Origin of the sequence: Gramella sp. KN1008, from assembly GCF_004332155.1 — a bacterium.
In the GTDB taxonomy this organism is placed as follows: domain Bacteria; phylum Bacteroidota; class Bacteroidia; order Flavobacteriales; family Flavobacteriaceae; genus Christiangramia.
Genome location: NZ_SJDV01000011.1, coordinates 17,103 through 36,405 on the forward strand (window position 1 = coordinate 17,103; position 19,303 = coordinate 36,405).

Below are 19,303 nucleotides of genomic sequence, written 5' to 3' on the forward strand. Positions count from 1 at the left end.
ATTAAAAAAATGAAATTATTCGATCATATATTCAATAAAATTTCCAGAAAGTCATTACTGATAATCGCATTTGGACTGGTCAGCATGCCCTCGTTAATAGCACAGTCTAAAAGCGAGTTAAGTATTCATGTGAAGGGGCAGTTTTCTAAACTGGATTTTGAAGTATTACAGGAAGACAGTGAAATGGACAACGGTTATGGAGTCGGTATAAACTACGCATTTTATCTGGATGAAAGATGGAGCATTATAACCGGTGCTGAGTATCAGGCATTTTCAACGAACGTCTTTCTGGATAATATATCTGGAAGCAGCGAAGCTACCGATCAGGAAGGTGAGAACTTTGAATTTCGCTATACTGCTTCAGGTTATCAGGAAGATCAAAATGTTTCTTTTATAAGCATTCCTTTAAAACTGCAATATGAAACAACTGGCCCCATAGGCTTATATGTTGCAGGCGGTATTAAAATAGGCTTTGATGTGCAATCATCTTCTGAATCAAAAACCAGGGATTTAATTACGAGCGCTTACTATCCACAATATAACACAGAACTTTCAGATCCATTATTTATGGGATTTGGTGAATTTGAAAGATATAAGAGTGATTCTGAATTCGATTTAAAGACCAATTATATACTCAACCTTGAAACTGGAGTGAAATTAGAAGTGAACGATATGCAAAACCTTTATCTGGGCCTTTTTATCGATTATGGAATGAACAATCTTAAAGAAGACGGATCAGGTTCGGAAATATTCATGTACGACACAGAAAATCCGACAGATTTTAAAAATGAAAGTGTCCTATACGCTTCACAGAACACTAATCCAATTGTAGAAGAGTTTAATTCGATTGCCTTTGGCTTAAAACTGAGATATGGATTAAGATTGTAATCGATGACGTCATTGCAGTCAGGGTATATCTCCCAACATGGTATTTAAAAATTAAATCATATTTTATGAAATCAGTTAAATATTTTATCCTGGTTTTTCTGGGGATATTAATAGGTTGTAATGAAGAAGAATACACTCCTGGACCTTTTTCAGGAGTTCCCGGGAAAAAGCTTAAACTATGGGAAAACGCATATGAAGATGGCACCGACCTGCTGTTTGAGTATAATGACAATGAGTTCCTGGAATCGGAATCCCGGGTAGAAAATAACACAAAGACATTGCTTTCTAAATATGAGTATGTAAATAACCGGCTGACGAAATGGATTTTTTATAATGAAACCGGAGAATCTCATGGATACATTGAATATGATTATCCCGGTGAAAATAAAGTGACCGCTATCGATTACAGGCCCACTGCAAATGATGAATTTTTTGTAAATCAATATTTCTTTGAAAACGACCTAATAAAGGAAATTCGGTATACCTCAATTAGCTGGCCCGATGATTATACGCATAAACATGTGTTTGAACATGATGCTGAAGGCAATCTGACGGAAGTAAAAGTTTTTTACGGAGATGATCTGAACCAGATATTCAATTTTACATACAGTAATCATAACAGCATGTTTCAAAATGTCACTCCGCACTTAGCTCTTCTCTCATGGGGTCCGGAACCTTTTTTCTCTTTCAGGAAGCTATATGATAGCGTAAGAAAGAGAACCTATCAAGATGGGATTTTGCAAAGTGATTACACTAGGGAGTACAATTTTGAATTTGATACGGAAGGTTATCCTATCCTTCTTAAGGCTGAGAACGGAAATGTACAACACAGGTATGACTATTACTAAGAGCGAGGTGCTAAGTAATGCGATTATTTCGAATACCTGAAGAGCAAAGCCAGAAATTATTGCAAGAAGGTATTAAAATCCGGAATCTTTTGGAAGATCACATTTCTACATTCCCACTGCGCTAACTTATCTCAAACACCATAAGGGAATTATATCCATATTCAGGTTGAAAAGACTTTAAAATATTCTATTACATATAACTTAAATAAACATTTAAATTAATTACTTACTAATGAAAACAAGATTTATTGTACTGCTATTTGCCACGTTCACTTTTTCAAACGTTCAGGCTCAATTTCTTAAAAAACTTAAGGATAAGGTAGCAGAGAATTTTACCGAGGATATAACCCAGTATTATAAGGAAGATAATGGAGTTACACATCCTGTACATGAGGCCAATATGCATAAAATTGTTTTTTCAAATCAGCTTATAGAACATGATAATTATAACGAGGATGAATTTATTACTGATTATAAGATGGGCGATCCTCTTTATTTTCGTGCGTTCTGGAACAAAAGTATGTACAACTTATGTGTAGATCATTTTAAGACTGATTATATCAAATTAAGTGATGTAAGCATTTTAGTAAAATATCTTATAGACGGCGAACTAATTTATGAAGACTTTCAGGTAAACTTAGTCGACATAGATAATTGGGATAAGCAGAAATTTACCACATTCTGGGGAGCTGTTGTACATCCAACCGAAAACATACAGTTGCTACAATGGACTTTCAAAAAATTACTTATTGAACATCCGGAATTAATGGAAAAAGAGGATGAGTACGTCCTTGGAATAGAGCTGCATCTGGCATATGAAGACGATAATGATGAAGTTAAAAACATAGGGTTATTGGCTGAAGGTTCATTAAACGTCACACAGGATATGGAGGGGATACAAAAACTCTACGCATCGCCTGGAGTAGGAATTCCAATTGCTAAAGCCCATGATAAGGACTTAGAGGCAGCTTCCTTAACCACCTTAATTCTTCATGCAGAAGACAAAAAATGGAGTGAGAAGTATCAAAAGGTGGTTTTAACCGGTAGAGATTGGACCGTACTTAGACATAATAATACAGGGCAGATTATTGGACGGATAAGAGGAATCGCAGGTATTGGTAAATGGAAAGATGGTTCCTGTAGGTACAGGCATTATGATATTTTCCAGAATTATGTAGGAAATGACTTTAAAGGAAAATTAAGTATTTATGGAATGGGAAGCGGTGCGGACATTCCTTGTAATGTTTTAAAATAATTGAAAAAGGCTTCCCGACGAGATCGTCGGGAAGCCTTTAATTTTTATCAATGATTAATTAAAGGAAATAGACTTTATAATTTAATCTCTCCTGATAAGACCAGGCGAAATCAAGTGAATCTGCGCTGGCCAGGGAGATGCTTTGTACCGGTAAAGAAAGCGGGAAAATAAATTCAGAATGCGATAAGGCCAGAACAGCAAGCTGTGTACACTGGGAAAAGCTGGAGAAGTATAGCTTCGTTGTATAAAAACATTCCTCCGTTTTATATAAAAAAATATAAACCAGGTAGATCATTGTAAAGCATTATACCACCTATAGCTGGAAGTATTGGGGAAGTCATTCTACCCTTTTTGTTGAAGAATTTTATAAAAGCTAATTCAGATTCACCCAGGACTAATCGTTTTAAAAAACCAGACTTTCCTTTATAAATATAATTTAATAGTGGCCAGGTATCGTATACCCGGTAACCTGATTATTCAGCAAAGCATAGGGCTTGTGATTGGGATTAATGAGTTGAGAAATAATTCATTTAATCTAATTAACCGTTTAAATCAAAATAACAGCCATTCGGAGCAAAGTTTGAAAACTTGCATTCAAAACCGTCACATACAACTGAAGTTCTGGTCTATATTAATGAAACCTTTTAGGATAATTAACAAGAAAATACACTGGAGATCATGTTTACGCTATTGTCAACTTTAGCTACAATCGGGTAGAATTATCTTTTCTCTTTTAAGGAGAGATACAAGCACCCTATGAGTATGAAATTCAAATAAATGAATAAGTTAGTGATGAAAATTTTTAAAGCTTTTATAATTCCAGTGGTTATCATCTTTTTAATTGCAGCCTGTACCGAAACAAAATCTGAACCGGTAGGTGCAAATGAAACCATAATACAACTGGTTAATGATACCACTCAAAAAAGAAGTCGGACAGAAATAGACGGGTTTATTGATATGGCTATGGATACACTGGAAATACCGGGAATTTCAATGGCAGTAATTAATAACGGAAAAGTTGTTTATCATCGGGCATCAGGTATAGCTAATCGTGAAACTGGTCAAAAAGTAAATGATAGCTCTATTTTTGAGGCGGCATCCATATCCAAGTCGGTTTTTGCCTATTTTACTTTAAAGATGCATGAAAAATCTATCATAGATATTGAAAGACCATTATCGCTGATGCTTGAGGATCCTGATTTTAAAGAATTCCCGGAAACAAAATGGGTCACTGCAGAAATGGCTTTAAGTCATAAAACGGGTTTTCCAAACTGGCGATGGTTTAGTGAAGTGCCGGATAGTCTGAACGGGGAAAAAGGGGAGTTTTTCATGGCGAAAAAGCCTGGAGAGTTTAATTATTCGGGTGAAGCCTACCAGTATTTGGCCAGAGTTCTGGCTAATAACAATTTTATGAATATGAACGAGCTTGCCGGGCTGGTAGATAAGGAAGTCTTTGAACCCTTGAATATGAAACATTCTTATTTTGTGTGGGATGATTATCTATATGAGCATAAGGTATGGGGACATATGGAAGGTAAGCAGGATGGTCGGGAATGGTCATCAGGTCTTCCCAACATAACTTCCAAAACCATTGGAGCCGCTGGTAGCCTTCAAACGGAAGCCATGGATTTTTCTAAATTTATCATCGCCTTATTAAATGAAAAAGGGCTTGAGAAAAATACCTTCGAAAATATGTTTGCAGAACATACACCTATTCCTGAAACTAATAAATTCTATACCGATTTTAATGTAAAGGCCTGGGGATTAGGACTTGAAATTAGGGAAATAGATGATCAATTGTATTATGGACACGGGGGTAATAATGGAGGTTTTACCTCTTACTTTCTGATGAATAGGAAAAACAAAAACGCTTATGTGTTCTTTATTAATAATGAACAGGGCCACGCTTTAAACAAAATGTTTATTGATTACTTCATCAGATAAGGCTTAGGATTATGTGGAAACGGACTAACAAAGTATTAAGTACTTCCGAAGGCAGGTTGTTTATTTTTCTATCCATCTTTTATTCAATCTATTTTTTTATCAGAATTGGGATAAACATTTACGCTAGATTATTTATTAACTATTTCAATGCTCCTATTGCTATTACAGATTCTTTAAAAGTCTGGGCGATAGAATATTTCACCACCTTAATGGTAGCCGGATCTCTTATCCTTTTCACACGAAAACAATTTCAAAGAAAATATTCATGGATAAGGATAATTGTCTTTAATTTTTTCTATTCAGTTGTATTGACTTTTTTTATAATTATTTTATACAACTTAGGGGGATACTGGTTTATTGAAAGAAGCTTTGAAAATCCTCTGGATTATTTTCAGAACATATTAATAAATTTTCCTTTTTACTTTCTTTTGGTGTTATGTTTCAATTTCATCATTCTGGCCTATTATTATTTAGAAGAGAGTAAGAGCACCCAGATCGCGAAAAACGCTTTAGAGAACGAATTGAATATTTCTAAATTTAAGATTCTTAGCTCTCAGGTACAGCCCCATTTTTTATTTAACAGTATTAACAGCGTTATTAATCTAATAGATGAGGATAAAAGAAAAGCTCAGGATTCGCTTGTTGATCTATGTGATTTCTTCAGGAATGTACTGGAGGTGGGAGATGACCAAACCATATTACTGGAAAGGGAAGTGTTTATCCTGGAAAAGTATGTCGCTATGATGAAAACAAGGTTTGATGATAAGCTTATATATATTAATAACATTGAACCAGATTGCTTAAATTGTAAATTACCTTCTTTATTACTTCAGCCAATAGTAGAAAATGCTTTGAAGTATGGATATAGCCGTGAACACAAAGTTCTCAAAATAGAAGTAGCCGCTACGAAAACAGATGATTCTCTGGAACTGAAAATCATGAATAATGGGCGGCACATAGATGATATTGAGGAAATATATAGTCGCGGGACCGGGATGAGCAATCTTAAGAAAAGACTTGATCATTTATATGATTATAACTACACACTGGAAATTAAAAATAACCTAAGTCCTAACCAGGTCGTTTTTCATTTTATTCTTCCGCTCAATGAAAGATAAACTAAACGCTTTGAAAACTTCATATTTCTATATGTCCATACTTACTACTATAACCTCTGATAGTCGTTCTGATTAATGAAGTTCATTCGACATATCGATTTAAGGTTGTTTGTACTAATAGATGCATACTATGTCATTTATATCTTAATGGCAATAGTCCAGAATTATTACGCCAGATACTTTACTGATTCTTTTAATCCCAGAATAGGTTTTGGAGATACACTTAAGCTACATCTGCTGGAATTTGTTTTGATGAATATCTATCTTATACTTATCTCAATATTTGTGAAAAAAGTATTATTACCAAGATTTTCCTGGTCACTGGTCATCGGTCTTTCTTTATTTGGGGCCATGCTATTCTATTTTCCTTTTTTTATTTTCCTTGGCTTTTTCGAAAAGGTTCTTTTTACTTCAATAGAATATGAAGCGATTTTGAATAGTTTTGATCTTTTAATCATTAATCTGCCAAAGGCCTTTATCTTTATAAGTGCCTTCCTGTTCATTATCCTGGCTTATTATTATAGTGCAGAAGTAAAGATCCAGGAGCAAACCAAGTTCAAATTCCAGAATGAACTTCTGGAAATGAAACTTCAGGTCCTTAATTACCAGCTCAAACCCCACTTTCTTTTTAATTCTATAAATAATATAGTAAGTCTTATCGATTCCAACCGGAAACTAGCGAAAGAGGCTTTATACGATCTAAGCGATTTTTTTAGATCGGTATTAAAGACAGGGGTTAAATCAAAAATAACACTGGCAGAGGAACTGAAAATTACCGATGGGTATCTTAAAATGATGAAATTGCGATTTGGAAAAACTTTGAAAATCTCAAAGAAGATAGAATACGATCTTCTTCAGAAAGAGGTACCTGCAATAATCCTTCAACCTTTTATTGAGAATGCGTTTAAGCATGGGTTTACTAACAATACCCTGACCATACAGATTAATGCTTACAGTGAAGAGAATAATATGATCTTAGAAATCCTTAATAATGGGAAACCACTTAAGGCGAATTTTAAGGAAAATGGTTTTGGTATTTCCATTACTCGACAGAAATTACATAATTTATACGGCACCTATTACAAAATGGAATTCGCCAATGTATCCATAAAAGATAAGGATTGGGTCCAGGTTAAAATTTCATTTCCTATATAAAACTGATGGTTGTTTTCCTCATTTAACCAAATTGTCATTTAATTGGGACATTGACAAAAATGGGCATCTATCTAATTTTTTTAAAGTTGCTTTCTACTTTATTCTGCTAAAAATATTCCATAAAAATACCCCTTAAGAGGTATTGACACGTTTTAACAATTTTTTAATGTTTGCCGGGTGAATTTTACCTCCTATTTAATATGAAACCAAATTATCTGCTGATACTGCTATTTATTTCTTTAAATACATACAGCCAACAGGTACAGAGAATTACGAAGAATTTTCAAACAGGTGATGGCATATATGGTATCGTAAAGATTTCCACTAAACCTATGACTTTCTCTGGTGGCTCGATTATGATCCAGCAAGATGATGTTATCGTTCAGGGAATAAAATATAACGGAAAGAACTATTCGGGAAGTCAGTTATCTGCTCAGGGAATTCAATTTCCAATGGAATGCTCGAATTGCTACTTTACAGCAAGCGGAACCGTTAGTATGCTAATCCCGGGATCAGTTCAAAGAGATTTCGGACGATTTGAAAGCGGGGGATCTGTTCATAAAGGAGGATTTTTAAAGACCAACCAGGAAGTTATTTTTTCCGCAAGTGTAAAGGAGCGTCATAATGCAAACAATAAAAATGGTTCTCCCTGGGAGAAAACGGGAAGAGTCGAAGAATTAAGAATCTCTGAGGTTCAGGGTTCTGATTTTCATAAAATAAGAAGTGCTGTAAAAAAGGCTTCAAGTTCATTGAATTCTAATTCAACCTCTTCTAACAATAATAGCAATAGCCCCTCTTCTAATTGGAACGGTCAAGCCCATGTAGCCCATGTTGCAGAACTAGAGTGGAAAGCCAAAAACAAGTCTGCCAATAAAAGTAATGGGCTTTCAAGAGATGAATTTCATAAGCAGCATGTTCAGCAGAATAATGCTGCGTATTATGAGAGGGAAAAGAAGAAAAAGTCTAACGATAATGCTTCGATGAAAGAATTTCAGCAACAACAGCAGCAAAAAACTTCCAGCATTATTGAGAAACAAGAACAGGAGCGTAGGGAATACTATGAAAAATTAGAACAGAGGCGAATTGCCCAGATAGAAAAACAAAGGATAGAAAATGAAAGGATGGACAGGGCGGCTACGCTGGCAGCACAGCAGATTCAAGGGGGTAATTATGTGGGAGCAGGTATGACACTTGCTCAGGAGGCTGCTAATCAGGGATCAGTAGAAGGAGTAGCCGTAGCAGCCGGAGCTGGAATCGTCGCACAGATTTTTCATGATGCTGCAGAGGAGAAGGAAAGAAAGAGGAAAGAGGAAGCAAGACGTTTGGAAAGAGAAAGGATTGCAAGGGAGAGAGAAAGAGAAAGGCAGGCACTCCTGGCTCGTCAGAAACGAGAGTTCAATGCCATGGTTGATGAAATAAGAAGAGCAAAAAAAGCTATAGTCCAATCTCGGGAAAATTTTTTAAATGCAGAGATAAGTTATACAAAGACTTATGACAAATTTGCAAAAAACGGAGAACCCATTTACTTATTTTATACAGAGACCAGTAAGAATTATAACTCCTATAAAGAAAATGTAATTTTTCCTAATACGATGGAGATCACAATCAGGGAAAAATCAGAACTTAGATTCTCACCTGTTATCGTCGTTTATCCTAATTCCAGTGGCGAATATCCTTATTTAAAGGATTTGTTTTCAGAATTAAAAGCAGAGTATTTTAAAAAGTCTGATTCTAACTACAAAATTTATAACTGGCGAAAGACTTTGCCCGAAATACAAAAACTATACTCAGCAATTTCGGAAAAAGCTTTGAAATCGAATTTTATTCCGAAGATACCTTCAGGAGAATTATTGGTGGAATTCAATAAATCTCAGAGTTCAGAAACAGATAATGCTTACTGGACTATTGAACAGGCCGAATCTTCCAGAACTTCTGAAGATGAATACTGGTCCACCACTAAAGAACAGAATATTAATTTGAAAGACTCCTCGAGACCCGATTATTGGAACGATTCTATCGAGATTCCAAAAGATTCGGTTAATCCTGTCAAATCTGATGCGAAACCTGATTATTGGTCAACTACAAAAAAACAGGATTCGATTCCCCAGAATAATTCTAAAAGTTAAATAAATCAATATTGAAAATCATGAAGTTAAAATTACTTTTTATCCCATTAGTTCTATGTCTTTTTTCAACCCAGGTTTTTAGTCAGAATCTGGCCAGGGCCTATTATATTAAAGCAAAAGAGGCTTATGCTAGCAATCAGTATACCGAGACTCTGGAATTCCTGGATAAAGCTGAAAAAGAACTGGGAATGACCAATCCTGATATTTTGTATCTGGAACTGATGTCAAGATTTGAGATTGATAAAAGAGATAAAAAAATTCCTGAACTTTCAGAAGAATTTATGAGAACTGCAAGTTCCAGTGATGACCGAACACAACAAGTTGGTATGGTTGCAGTGGAACATAAAGAATTGCTGGAAGCTGACAGGGAAGCAGAAGAGAATGCTTATAAAAGAGCAGTCAACACTAAAAGTCTAACTGCCCTAAGATCATATTTAAGTGGCTATCCAAATACTCCAAGAGCGAAAGAAATTAAAATTATACTTGAGAATAAAGAGGAAAAGGATTTTCAAAATGCCAAATCAGTAAATAATGTAAAGGTTTTTGAAGAATATCATGAGGATTATCCGCAAGGAAGATATAGGGATGAGGTTAATGACCTTCTTGCTGAGGCTCGTGAAGAGGAATTATACACGAAGGCCATGAAACTGAATGATATTCAGATTTATAATACTTATAGAATTAAATATTCTACAGGGAAATATATTGATGAGATTGAAGAAGCCAGAAAAAAGGCGATAATTGACAAAGCAAACCGTCAATTTGAAAATGAAGAGTTTGGCCTGGCCAAAAATACCTACCGTCAGTATAAAACCGATTATCCAAACGGAGAGCAGGTAGATCTTGCCAATGAAAGGCTTAAGGATATCGATCAGGAAATGAAGAAAGAAGATCGGATCGCCAGTCAAACCTCTTCGAAGTATATTTTAGGTAGTTACTCAAGTAATGAAATGTTTGGATTGGAATTCGGTAGGATGAGTCTGAGAGGAGTTGGAACTTATTTTAATTTGAACGCAAATCAGAATGTTGGTGATATCTCCATACTTTCGGCGGTAGAAAAAGAGTTGGTAAGTGAAGTATCTGAAGAATTTGAAGAAGCTAAAATTGGTGCTAATTTCGGTTTTACTTTTAAAGTGATTTATCCATTGTGGGCTTATGGAGGAGCCGGGGTGGTCTATACAGATTATTTTATTGAAACTGATGGCGAAATGATGTATTATGAAGTAGAAGGAGTAGAAAATATCCAGGTATATCCGGAACTGGGTCTACAAGTTAAATTAGGTAATATAGCTATCCTCAAGGCAGGTGGTGCATATATTGATGGAGAATTCTATGCTAAGGCAGGTTTTGGGTTTCAAACAAAAATCTGGTAATTATTTTTGAATTGGTTTAATAAAAGGTTGTGCTGTAGGGCACAACCTTTTTAATGTTAAAGTTATTATTATAAACCTCAGCTATAACAAATTTAGTTTTGGTGGTATATCTACAAAAGATTGATTTGAGGATCTTAAATGTTTTGTGTTTAATGCTAAAAACGGACATGATTCCATCTGAAATTATTGGGCTCCAGCACATCTACATTTAGTAAACCGGGGACTGGATTGTCCTTATAACTTTTCCACCACCTGGCATATAAAGTATATACCTCCTCCAGTTCAAGCATGCTAAGCCTTCCATTTGTTTCCTGATTTATAAGATGAGGTTCCAGCGAAGGGAATCTGGTATTCTGCTTGATGCCCTCAATGGTCCATAAAATACATTCGCCAAGTAGGTTGGGCTGAGTTACTTTGGAAAAAATAGGATTATAAGGATAACAGGAAATTTCTGAAAAGTTGTTGGCAGATTGGATAAGTATTTCAATGTCGGCTATTTCAAAAAGCGCGAGATTCTTGCAGTAGTCAGGATTATCGCTTGTAATGTCTTTTAAAAACTTGTCGGCGGTAATATTAGCTGTATTTATTTCTTCACTATTACAGCTAAAATACTAAGGATGATAGTCAAAGCTAAACCCTACAGGACATAAGGAATAGATGTTGTTTTCATGCTGAACCCTTTCGATTAAAGATAATACTGAAATCAATAAATATCGTATGCAATGATTTCAGTACACATATCTATGCTACAAACGGAGGGTTATCTGGTGGTAATGAAATAAATTAAAAACTTAAACTGGCTACAGTTCCCTTTGCACCATTAGGCTGTAATTTGATCTTTCCGCCATGAAGGGTCATGATCTGTTTACAGAGGCTCAGGCCTATCCCACTTCCGTTTTTCTTCGTTGTGAAGAAAGGCACGAATATTTGATCTACAATTTCCTCAGGGATTCCGGGACCATTGTCGGCGATCTGAATGCTAAGCATTCCTTCAGTATTCTTTGAAGCCTTAACGATCACCCTGGGATGAGCATTTGACTTACTTGCCTGTAGGGCATTTAAGATTAAATTAATTAAAACCTGCTCTATCAGGTACGGGTCGGCCTCCAGGTCCAGGTCTTTTTCTGTTACAATGAATTCCAATTCTTCATCTTTCAATGAAGGCTTCATAAGAAGCTCAATATCTTTAAATAGTTCTGTGATTCCTATCTTTTCAATATTTAACTGGGTTACCTTGTTCAGGCTGCGGTAGGTCTTGGCAAATTTCATAAGCCCCTGACTTCTCTTTTCTATACTCGACAAACCATTTTCGAGATCTTCCACTTCCATGCCGCTATTGGTCATAGCTTCTCTGGAGGCCTTCACATGCTCCTTAAGGGTTCCTGCCAGGGAATTAATTGGAGCGATGGAATTCATTATTTCGTGGGTCATAACGCTAAGAAGTTTTTTCCATGCGTCAGATTCTGTTTTGTTCAGCGTATTTTCAATATTATGAATTACCATTAGTTTATAGCTCTCGTTTTCCAGCTTAAAGATACTGCTGGATATCAGTACCTTAATCATCTCTTTTTTAACCGGCAGATCTATAGCTGTCGGTTTTTGATAATAATTATCGAAGAGCTGCAAATGAAGTTCGGCATTTCGGGATTCAAGGAATTTTATATTCTTGAATGAGGGGCAGTCTACGATGCTTCTAAACGCATCGTTCATCCATATTACGTTTCCGTCCTGGATGTTGTAAGCAATAATCCCGATATCCACCATCTCGAGGATCTTATGTAAATAAAGGAATTGCGCTTCCCTTTCAGAATCCATTTCTCTTATTGTTTGATTCACAAGGTTGAAACCATTGTATAGTTTGCGGATCTCCGGGGGCTTTCCGTCTGTGACATACATTCTGGAAAAGTCGCGATACTTTACTGCTTCAAAAAAATCATCAACCTGCTGGAACCTGCTTTTTAAAAACTGGAATAGAAGAAACAGGAAAAGAAGCGCCAGCCCCAGACTGATTACTGCCAGAATATAACTTTCAGTTAAAAAGGAATACAGGCTGAAACTACCCGCTATACAGGTAAGAGCTATTCTCCAGATAATTGCAAACTGATAGGTTTTAAAGATCATACTTATCCAGTCGTCTATATAATGCCGCACGGGTGATACCGAGTTCTTTGGCAGATTTGGAGATATTTCCCTTGTTGCGATCAATAACTTTTAGAATCGTATTCTTTTCGACGGTCTCGAGTTTCACTTCCTCATTCTCCAGAAGCTGTGGAGCAGATTCTATTGCCGAGAAGGAAATATCCTTTTCAGTCAGCAATTTATTTTCGGCCATTATTACAGCTCTTTCCATTACGAACTGAAGTTCTCGAACATTTCCGGGGAAAGGATGGCTTTTCAGGGTTTGGAGAAAACTTTTATCCAGCTTTAATTCATCTTTGTTGTATTTATCGCCATAGATTCCCAGAAAATGCTTTGCTAGAAGCGTAATGTCGTTCCCACGGTACCGTAATGGAGGTATTACAAGATCTACGGTATTAATGCGATAAATAAGATCTTTTCTGAATTTGAATTCATCCGAAAGTTCAGAAATCTTAAGGTTTGTAGCCGTTATAAGTCTTATATCTATAGGAATACTTTCCCCAGATCCTAAGGGGCTTATCTGCCTGTTCTGAAGAACTGTTAATAATTTGGCTTGCTGGGTAAGACTTATGTTTCCTATTTCATCCAGGAACAGGGTGCCCCCGTTAGCAAGTTCGAAACGTCCTTTTCTGTCTTCCCTAGCGTCTGTAAACGCTCCTTTTTTATAACCGAATAATTCACTTTCAAAAAGAGTAGAGGTGAGAGATCCCACATCTACCTTAATAAAAGGTTTGTCCTTTCTACTGGAATTTTCATGAATGGCCTTGGCGATGAGGTCTTTCCCTGTACCATTTTCACCCAGTATCAGGATGTTGGCATCTGTAGGAGCGATTTTTTTGATCTTTGAGAAGATATTCTGGATCTCTTCACTTTCTCCTATGATACGATCATTCTGAACATTCATTCTGGCTGGACGGGAAGATGTTTTTTGGGTTTTCACCAGTTCCTTTAATGAATCCAGTACCTTTTCGTTCTGCCAGGGTTTCACAATAAAATCTGAAGCTCCCTCCTTAAGCGAACGGATTGCTATATCAATTTCACCATAAGCGGTGATAAGAACCACGATAGTATCCGAATTGATTTCCTTGATACGGTTGAGCCAGTATATTCCTTCATTACCTGTATTAACGAGCCCGTTAAAATTCATATCCAGGATCACAATATCGTAAGATTCCCTTGCCAGAAGTCCGGGAATATTGCCCGGGGATTTTTCGGTCGTAATGGCTGCCACATTCGGCTTCAGCAAAAGCCGAAGGGCCATGAGTACATCGGGATCATCATCTATTAAGAGTACATTGGCATCTTTTAATCGCATAAAAACAAATCTACTATATATGATGTTTATCTGAAATTTTTTAAAGCTGAAAATGGAACCTTCTCAAAACTGTATCACTTTCGTACACAGATTGTTCAAAATCGAACAGTGGTGGCCAGTTGTTTATTTTTTTTCTTGTTTAGTAGCGATTCCGGATCGGTCCGGTGCATAATATTGCAATTTGCAAATCTTTTTGTGAGATGTAATACAGTATACCTTAATTTATAGTTTTCTTTGAATAATCAATAAACTGATAACATGCGGCTTTACAGGTTTGTATTTAATGCTTTAATTTTTCTCTTCACTTCCTCTTCTGTCTTTTCCCAGAATTATAAAAAAATCATTTTCAGCGAAGACCCTAAGACTGGATACTTTCTCGAAATCACCCCGGAAGGAAACGAAATTGAAGAAGTGTTGATATTGCTGCCAGGCTTTGGCCAGGTTCCCGAAAGTATTTTAACCGAATCTATGTTGCCTTACCGGGCTATCGCCAATAATTTTTTAGTTATAGCTATCGCAGGAGGTGATACTGTTTTCGCAAGTGAGAGTGTTCGTGATAATTTGAATACAGCATTTTCCCGGATATTGAAAAAGTATCCTGAACTTAAGGATAAAAAATGGTCTATGGGCGGGTTTTCTGCAGGTGGGAGTATTGCTTTGCGATATGTTGAATACTGTAACGAGAAAGCAGCGAATTGTCCGGTAAAATTCAAGGCGCTATTCAGTGTTGATTCACCGGTAGACCTTGTAGATTTATGGGAGTATTTTGAAAGAGAACTGTCTAAGAATGCTTCAGAAGCAGGTGCCAGTGAGGCTAAGTATATATCCGGTTTAATGGTGGAGCAGGCCGGTAAGCCATCTGCAAATATGAAATATTATGATTCTCTCAACCCGTTTGATAAAAACGCTGAGGGGAACGAGAGATTTTTGAAAGATATCGCCGTACGGGTCTATCATGATGTGGATATACCATGGCAGATTAATAACCGAAAGCGCAGTGTATATGATTCCAATTACCTTAATTCTTCAGAAATGATTGTAAGATTAAATCTTCTGGGAAATGATAGGGCTGAGTTTGTCCAGGGAAAAACAGGATATCGTAGCAATGGTATGCGCCACCCTCATTCATGGTCCATCGTTGATGAAGTAGAATGTATTCAATGGATTAAAAGTCTGAGAAAACAATAGTATATGATTTGATAGAGTATTGTCTATTTTTACTCACACATTAAAGTCACATTTTGCAGTTTACCATTTCGAATACTATAATTATTATTTTCTGCCTGCAATCCATACTATTTGGATTCCTGTTATTTCTGAAGTCCGGAAAAACTAATAAAACTCCTTTCTTTCTGGCACTGCTCCTGTTTTTTTATGTGTTTATTGCGTTAAATGTTCCATTGCAGTATTTGTTGAGAGATTATCTACAGGCCCCGGCCGGGTTACATCTTGAAATGCTTTTTGGAATAGGACCTGCTACATATTTTTATACCAGAAGCGTAACCGATCCAAATTATAGCTTCCGCCGTGTTGACTTAATACATTTTCTACCCGTATTGCTTGAATTTGTTTATTACCGTTCCCAATATTTCCAGGAATCACATGAATGGATGCTAAAGGGAGAAGCACATCATTCCATAACCTTTTATCTTATTGTAAAACTCCTTGGTGTAATAAGCATTTTTGTGTATTCAGGCATTTCCATTTCCATTCTTTTAAGGTTTAGAAAATGGGTGATCCAACAGTCCTCAAATCTTGATCGCGATGGTCTTTTCTGGCTTTTTGGACCAGTTCTTACTTTGAGTCTTATCTGGTTAATATGGTTTGGGCTTCGGTTTACTGATATGTTCTTGTTCAATAATTATTATTTAAGCGATTATTTTTATATCATTTTCATTGTTATAGCCATTATTTCATGTTGGCTTGGATTTCAGGGCTACATTCGTAAACCTATTAAGATCATCGGTTTTTCTTCAGCAGAAATGAACATGGATAAGGTTAATTCCTCTCAAACTTTTTCAGAATTAGAAGTAATTACTGAAAAATGCGATGAAGTGATGCTTCAAAATAAACTGTACCTGCAACCCAGTTTAACGCTAAAACAATTGTCTGAGGAGGCGGGTTATCCGGCTTACCAGGTTTCCAAAGCCATCAATGCAGTAAACAAAATGAATTTTAACGATTATGTCAATCTTTTCAGGCTTGAAGAGTTTAAGAAAAGAATGCTGGCCGATGAAGATCGAAATTTTACCATTCTTGCACTTGCCCTGGAAAGTGGGTTTTCTTCCAAATCTTCATTTAATCATGTATTTAGAAAAATTACGGGAGAAACTCCAAGCGCCTGGTTTAAAAGGGTCCAGAATTCTAAAAGTTAGTCCCAAATTATAATTCCGGTCGACTGGCTTTGTCTTATGTTCTAATCTTGCTCTAAAATTTATTCAAGATGAGAACTTTAAAACTTTATGGGCTGGTTTTTCTATTATCAATCACAAATCTTTTTGCACAGCAAAAGGAGCCAGATCTTTCTGTAGTTAGAGAGGAAATGGATCAACTGGTTGCGAACGGAGCGCTTAAATCAGTTTCCGTTTCAATTTCCCGTGGCGGAAAGACTGTTTATTCTGCTGCAGTAGGAACTGCACGTCAAGGCGATTCAGGAACAGCCACACCTTTTACTCCTTACCAGATCGCTTCGGTCACCAAACCTTTTACGGCTACCGGGATTATGCTTTTAGCCTCACAAAATAAAATTGATATTGATGATCCTTTTACTACCTATTTACCCGATTACAATATTAAAAAAGTTGATAGTACCTATCACACACCTACAATTAGGGAGTTGCTGTCTCATACCGCCGGCCTGGGAACATACTTTTATGTAACACCTGAACATGAAAAGCAAATAAGCTTTGAGGATTCATGGAAACATTTTGGAACTCAGTTTGAAGAACCGGGAACTGTTTATGAATATTCAAATCTGGGATACGCTTTGCTTTCTGAAATCATTGAAGAGGTGTCGGGATTATCATACGCTCAATTTATGAAGAAGGAGATCTTTCAAGCTCTGGAAATGAAGAATTCCTTCGTTATTGATCCACAGGAAGACTATTCAAATACTGCAGTGAAATCTATAAATGACAAATTCATAGATGGTGAATTATACAACAACACTGAAGGAGCTGGGAATATTTATTCAACTACCGAAGATCTTTTAAAATTCGGGAATTTTCACTTAGGTCTTACAAATGAATTCCCTGCTCTTTCAGAAGAGCAGCTTATGCAAATGCATACATATAAAAATCCGGATGTTTTTTATCACTATTATAAGGATACTTTTTATGGTCTTGGCTGGTATGCCAGCAGTGATAATAGTGGGAGTCCGATCTACTGGCATGAAGGTGGTACAGCCGGAGCCAGCGCCATGTTATTTATTGTTCCGGATCGGGAAATTGTAATTTCGATTACCTCAAACACTTTCAATTCTGCCATTATGCAACAACTTACCAAAACAGCTTTATCTGAGTTTGGTGTTAAGCTGAATGAGGGAATTTTTAATCCTATTGCCAACTATAAAGACATTGCAGCTAACTCAGAATTAATTGGAAAGTGGAGTGGGAGTCTTCAGATTGGGGAGACAGATATTCCTGTAGATTTACTAATTGAAGAAGATGATATTTATTTTAACTATCTGGATCATACTGTCGTATCCCATACTATGCCACAGCCCTTATTTATAAAAACTGGATTTTTGTTCATGATGGTTAACAATAACAGGATAATCGGCTCAGTTGTGGGTAATTTACCCAAAGGAGAATTGCCTGAATCGAGAAATCTTTTAAATATTAAATTTATAAAGGAAGGTAATAAGTTAAAAGGTTTTTTAACCGCTTTCCCACTTGGTGGCGAACTCCATTATGCTTTTCCATATTATCTGGAGCTAACAAAATCACAGAACTAGCCGTGGGCTCATGCTAAGGGATATCCTGATTTAGTTGCCTGTCCTTGGTTTCTGCTCAGAATGATTTTTTCTATCTGGTGGCGCCGCCTATTGAAAGTAGGCGGTTTTAGCCGCTGGTTTTTCCAACTTCATTAATTAAAGCTTCTTTTAAGTTATTGATGGCGCCAAAAGAATCGGGATTAAATTTGTTGTTATTACTAAGTATTATAATGCATTTATTTTTATCCAGAAACCTTACAAATACCGAGTTGGAACCTAAAATTGCTCCGCGTCTCTCCATTATTCTGGGTTGTGAGTTTATGAAAGGATAGTTGTATATCCAGACACCATATCCCGCGTAGTTGAATTCGGGATAAGGTTTTTGAAATAAACCAGCGGTCTCTGAATTTAAGAGTGCCTCACTGTATAAGCCTTCGTGCAATTTAGATAAATCTGATGCCGTAGAATACATTGAACCTGCCGCATAATAATTTTCGTAAAACCATTCAGGATCTTTTCTTCTATCATTATTCTGGTCTATAGAAAATGTCTGGGCGTAATTTTCTGGATACCTGGAATATTCCAAAAATCCAGTATCGTTCATGGCAAGCTTATCAAGAATTCTTAGTTGTACAGATTCCTGCCAGGTTCTCCCGTCAATACCTTCAATTATTTTTCCTAATAAAATATAATCGATATTAGTATAGTTGAAAGTGTTGAGCTCATTTGGATTTTCAAGTAGTGTTGTATTTATAAATTGTTCAGGTGATACTTTTTGATGAAAAATAGAATCGTTTTCATTGGGTAAACCTGAAATATGAAGTAGAAGATGATGAACCGATATATGTTCCGAATTTGGGATCTTATAAGTTGGCAGTAATTTTTCAAGATTGTCTGTAATCCTTAATTTCTTTTCTTCAATCAGCTGCAGGATAATAATTGAGGTAAACATTTTTGTGATCGAAGCAATACTAAAATGTGTATTGTTATCAATAGGATCTGTCTTGCCCAAATCCTTAAAACCGAAGGACCGGTTGTAGATAATTCCAGATGAGTCCGTTACTAGAACGGTACCTTCAAATTGGTTATGATCAGCATTATGTGTAACAATGGAGTCAATGGAAGAGTACTTGCCCTGTGCACAAATATCAGTGGCCAGAAATAACATAAAAAGCGGGAATACCGTGTTTTTTATTTTCATCTTATTT

The 19,303-nt window shown here is 36.3% G+C and carries 15 protein-coding genes; 11 read left to right on the top strand and 4 right to left on the bottom strand.

The window, feature by feature from the left end:
- The first annotated feature begins 9 nt into the window (after positions 1-9).
- The 8 genes from EZJ28_RS14705 to EZJ28_RS14740 all read left to right on the top strand — a co-directional run bounded on the left by EZJ28_RS14705 (position 10) and on the right by EZJ28_RS14740 (position 10,707).
- Positions 10-888, top strand: a complete 879-nt coding sequence (locus tag EZJ28_RS14705) for an outer membrane beta-barrel protein (RefSeq protein ID WP_131399239.1) — start codon at positions 10-12, stop codon at positions 886-888.
- A 65-nt stretch (positions 889-953) separates the two neighbouring features.
- Complete coding sequence (locus tag EZJ28_RS14710; protein WP_131399241.1) at positions 954-1,736, top strand: hypothetical protein; 783 nt, start codon at positions 954-956, stop codon at positions 1,734-1,736.
- Positions 1,737-1,968: 232 nt separating this feature from the next.
- Complete coding sequence (locus EZJ28_RS14715) at positions 1,969-2,991, top strand: hypothetical protein (RefSeq protein WP_131399243.1); 1,023 nt, start codon at positions 1,969-1,971, stop codon at positions 2,989-2,991.
- A 777-nt stretch (positions 2,992-3,768) separates the two neighbouring features.
- On the top strand, positions 3,769-4,935 hold the full coding sequence (locus EZJ28_RS14720; protein WP_131399245.1) for a serine hydrolase: 1,167 nt from the start codon (positions 3,769-3,771) through the stop codon (positions 4,933-4,935).
- A gap of 431 nt (positions 4,936-5,366) precedes the next feature.
- Positions 5,367-6,053, top strand: coding sequence for a sensor histidine kinase (locus tag EZJ28_RS16075; protein ID WP_165499093.1), 687 nt, complete (start codon positions 5,367-5,369; stop codon positions 6,051-6,053).
- Positions 6,054-6,128: 75 nt separating this feature from the next.
- Complete coding sequence (locus tag EZJ28_RS14730) at positions 6,129-7,208, top strand: sensor histidine kinase (protein ID WP_131399249.1); 1,080 nt, start codon at positions 6,129-6,131, stop codon at positions 7,206-7,208.
- A 200-nt stretch (positions 7,209-7,408) separates the two neighbouring features.
- Complete coding sequence (locus EZJ28_RS14735) at positions 7,409-9,334, top strand: hypothetical protein (protein WP_131399251.1); 1,926 nt, start codon at positions 7,409-7,411, stop codon at positions 9,332-9,334.
- A 20-nt stretch (positions 9,335-9,354) separates the two neighbouring features.
- A complete protein-coding gene (locus EZJ28_RS14740) occupies positions 9,355-10,707 on the top strand; it encodes a tol-pal system YbgF family protein (RefSeq protein WP_131399253.1) in 1,353 nt (450 codons plus the stop codon).
- 155 nt (positions 10,708-10,862) lie between these two features.
- Here the strand turns inward: EZJ28_RS14740 and EZJ28_RS16220 are convergent, their stop codons facing one another.
- The 3 genes from EZJ28_RS16220 to EZJ28_RS14755 all read right to left on the bottom strand — a co-directional run bounded on the left by EZJ28_RS16220 (position 10,863) and on the right by EZJ28_RS14755 (position 14,161).
- Positions 10,863-11,294, bottom strand: coding sequence for a DUF4943 family protein (locus EZJ28_RS16220; RefSeq protein WP_131399255.1), 432 nt, complete (start codon positions 11,292-11,294; stop codon positions 10,863-10,865).
- A 196-nt stretch (positions 11,295-11,490) separates the two neighbouring features.
- Positions 11,491-12,858, bottom strand: a complete 1,368-nt coding sequence (locus EZJ28_RS14750; RefSeq protein ID WP_242670137.1) for a PAS domain-containing sensor histidine kinase — start codon at positions 12,856-12,858, stop codon at positions 11,491-11,493.
- A complete protein-coding gene (locus EZJ28_RS14755; RefSeq protein ID WP_131399257.1) occupies positions 12,818-14,161 on the bottom strand; it encodes a sigma-54 dependent transcriptional regulator in 1,344 nt (447 codons plus the stop codon). Before EZJ28_RS14755 ends, EZJ28_RS14750 begins: the two co-directional genes overlap by 41 nt.
- 258 nt (positions 14,162-14,419) lie before the next feature.
- Between EZJ28_RS14755 and EZJ28_RS14760 the strand changes: the two genes are divergently transcribed.
- The 3 genes from EZJ28_RS14760 (at position 14,420) to EZJ28_RS14770 (ending at position 18,116) form a co-directional block, all read left to right on the top strand.
- On the top strand, positions 14,420-15,349 hold the full coding sequence (locus EZJ28_RS14760) for a hypothetical protein (RefSeq protein ID WP_131399259.1): 930 nt from the start codon (positions 14,420-14,422) through the stop codon (positions 15,347-15,349).
- A 212-nt stretch (positions 15,350-15,561) separates the two neighbouring features.
- Complete coding sequence (locus tag EZJ28_RS14765; protein ID WP_131399261.1) at positions 15,562-16,536, top strand: AraC family transcriptional regulator; 975 nt, start codon at positions 15,562-15,564, stop codon at positions 16,534-16,536.
- Between the two features lie 68 nt (positions 16,537-16,604).
- The gene (locus tag EZJ28_RS14770) at positions 16,605-18,116 is read left to right on the top strand and encodes a serine hydrolase (protein ID WP_131399263.1); all 1,512 of its coding nucleotides are present in this window, start codon (positions 16,605-16,607) and stop codon (positions 18,114-18,116) included.
- A gap of 106 nt (positions 18,117-18,222) precedes the next feature.
- On the opposite strand, the gene EZJ28_RS14775 is transcribed toward EZJ28_RS14770, so the two are convergent.
- On the bottom strand, positions 18,223-19,296 hold the full coding sequence (locus tag EZJ28_RS14775; protein ID WP_131399265.1) for a serine hydrolase: 1,074 nt from the start codon (positions 19,294-19,296) through the stop codon (positions 18,223-18,225).
- Positions 19,297-19,303 lie beyond the last annotated feature (7 nt).

Bases quoted from the DNA above. Each gene is read 5' to 3' on its own strand.
- EZJ28_RS14705 (WP_131399239.1), top strand. From the start codon at position 10: ATGAAATTATTCGATCATATATTCAATAAAATTTCCAGAAAGTCATTA.
- EZJ28_RS14710 (WP_131399241.1), top strand. From the start codon at position 954: ATGAAATCAGTTAAATATTTTATCCTGGTTTTTCTGGGGATATTAATA.
- EZJ28_RS14715 (WP_131399243.1), top strand. From the start codon at position 1,969: ATGAAAACAAGATTTATTGTACTGCTATTTGCCACGTTCACTTTTTCA.
- EZJ28_RS14720 (WP_131399245.1), top strand. From the start codon at position 3,769: ATGAATAAGTTAGTGATGAAAATTTTTAAAGCTTTTATAATTCCAGTG.
- EZJ28_RS14730 (WP_131399249.1), top strand. From the start codon at position 6,129: ATGAAGTTCATTCGACATATCGATTTAAGGTTGTTTGTACTAATAGAT.
- EZJ28_RS14735 (WP_131399251.1), top strand. From the start codon at position 7,409: ATGAAACCAAATTATCTGCTGATACTGCTATTTATTTCTTTAAATACA.
- EZJ28_RS14740 (WP_131399253.1), top strand. From the start codon at position 9,355: ATGAAGTTAAAATTACTTTTTATCCCATTAGTTCTATGTCTTTTTTCA.
- EZJ28_RS14755 (WP_131399257.1), bottom strand. From the start codon at position 14,161: ATGCGATTAAAAGATGCCAATGTACTCTTAATAGATGATGATCCCGAT.
- EZJ28_RS14760 (WP_131399259.1), top strand. From the start codon at position 14,420: ATGCGGCTTTACAGGTTTGTATTTAATGCTTTAATTTTTCTCTTCACT.
- EZJ28_RS14770 (WP_131399263.1), top strand. From the start codon at position 16,605: ATGAGAACTTTAAAACTTTATGGGCTGGTTTTTCTATTATCAATCACA.
- EZJ28_RS14775 (WP_131399265.1), bottom strand. From the start codon at position 19,296: ATGAAAATAAAAAACACGGTATTCCCGCTTTTTATGTTATTTCTGGCC.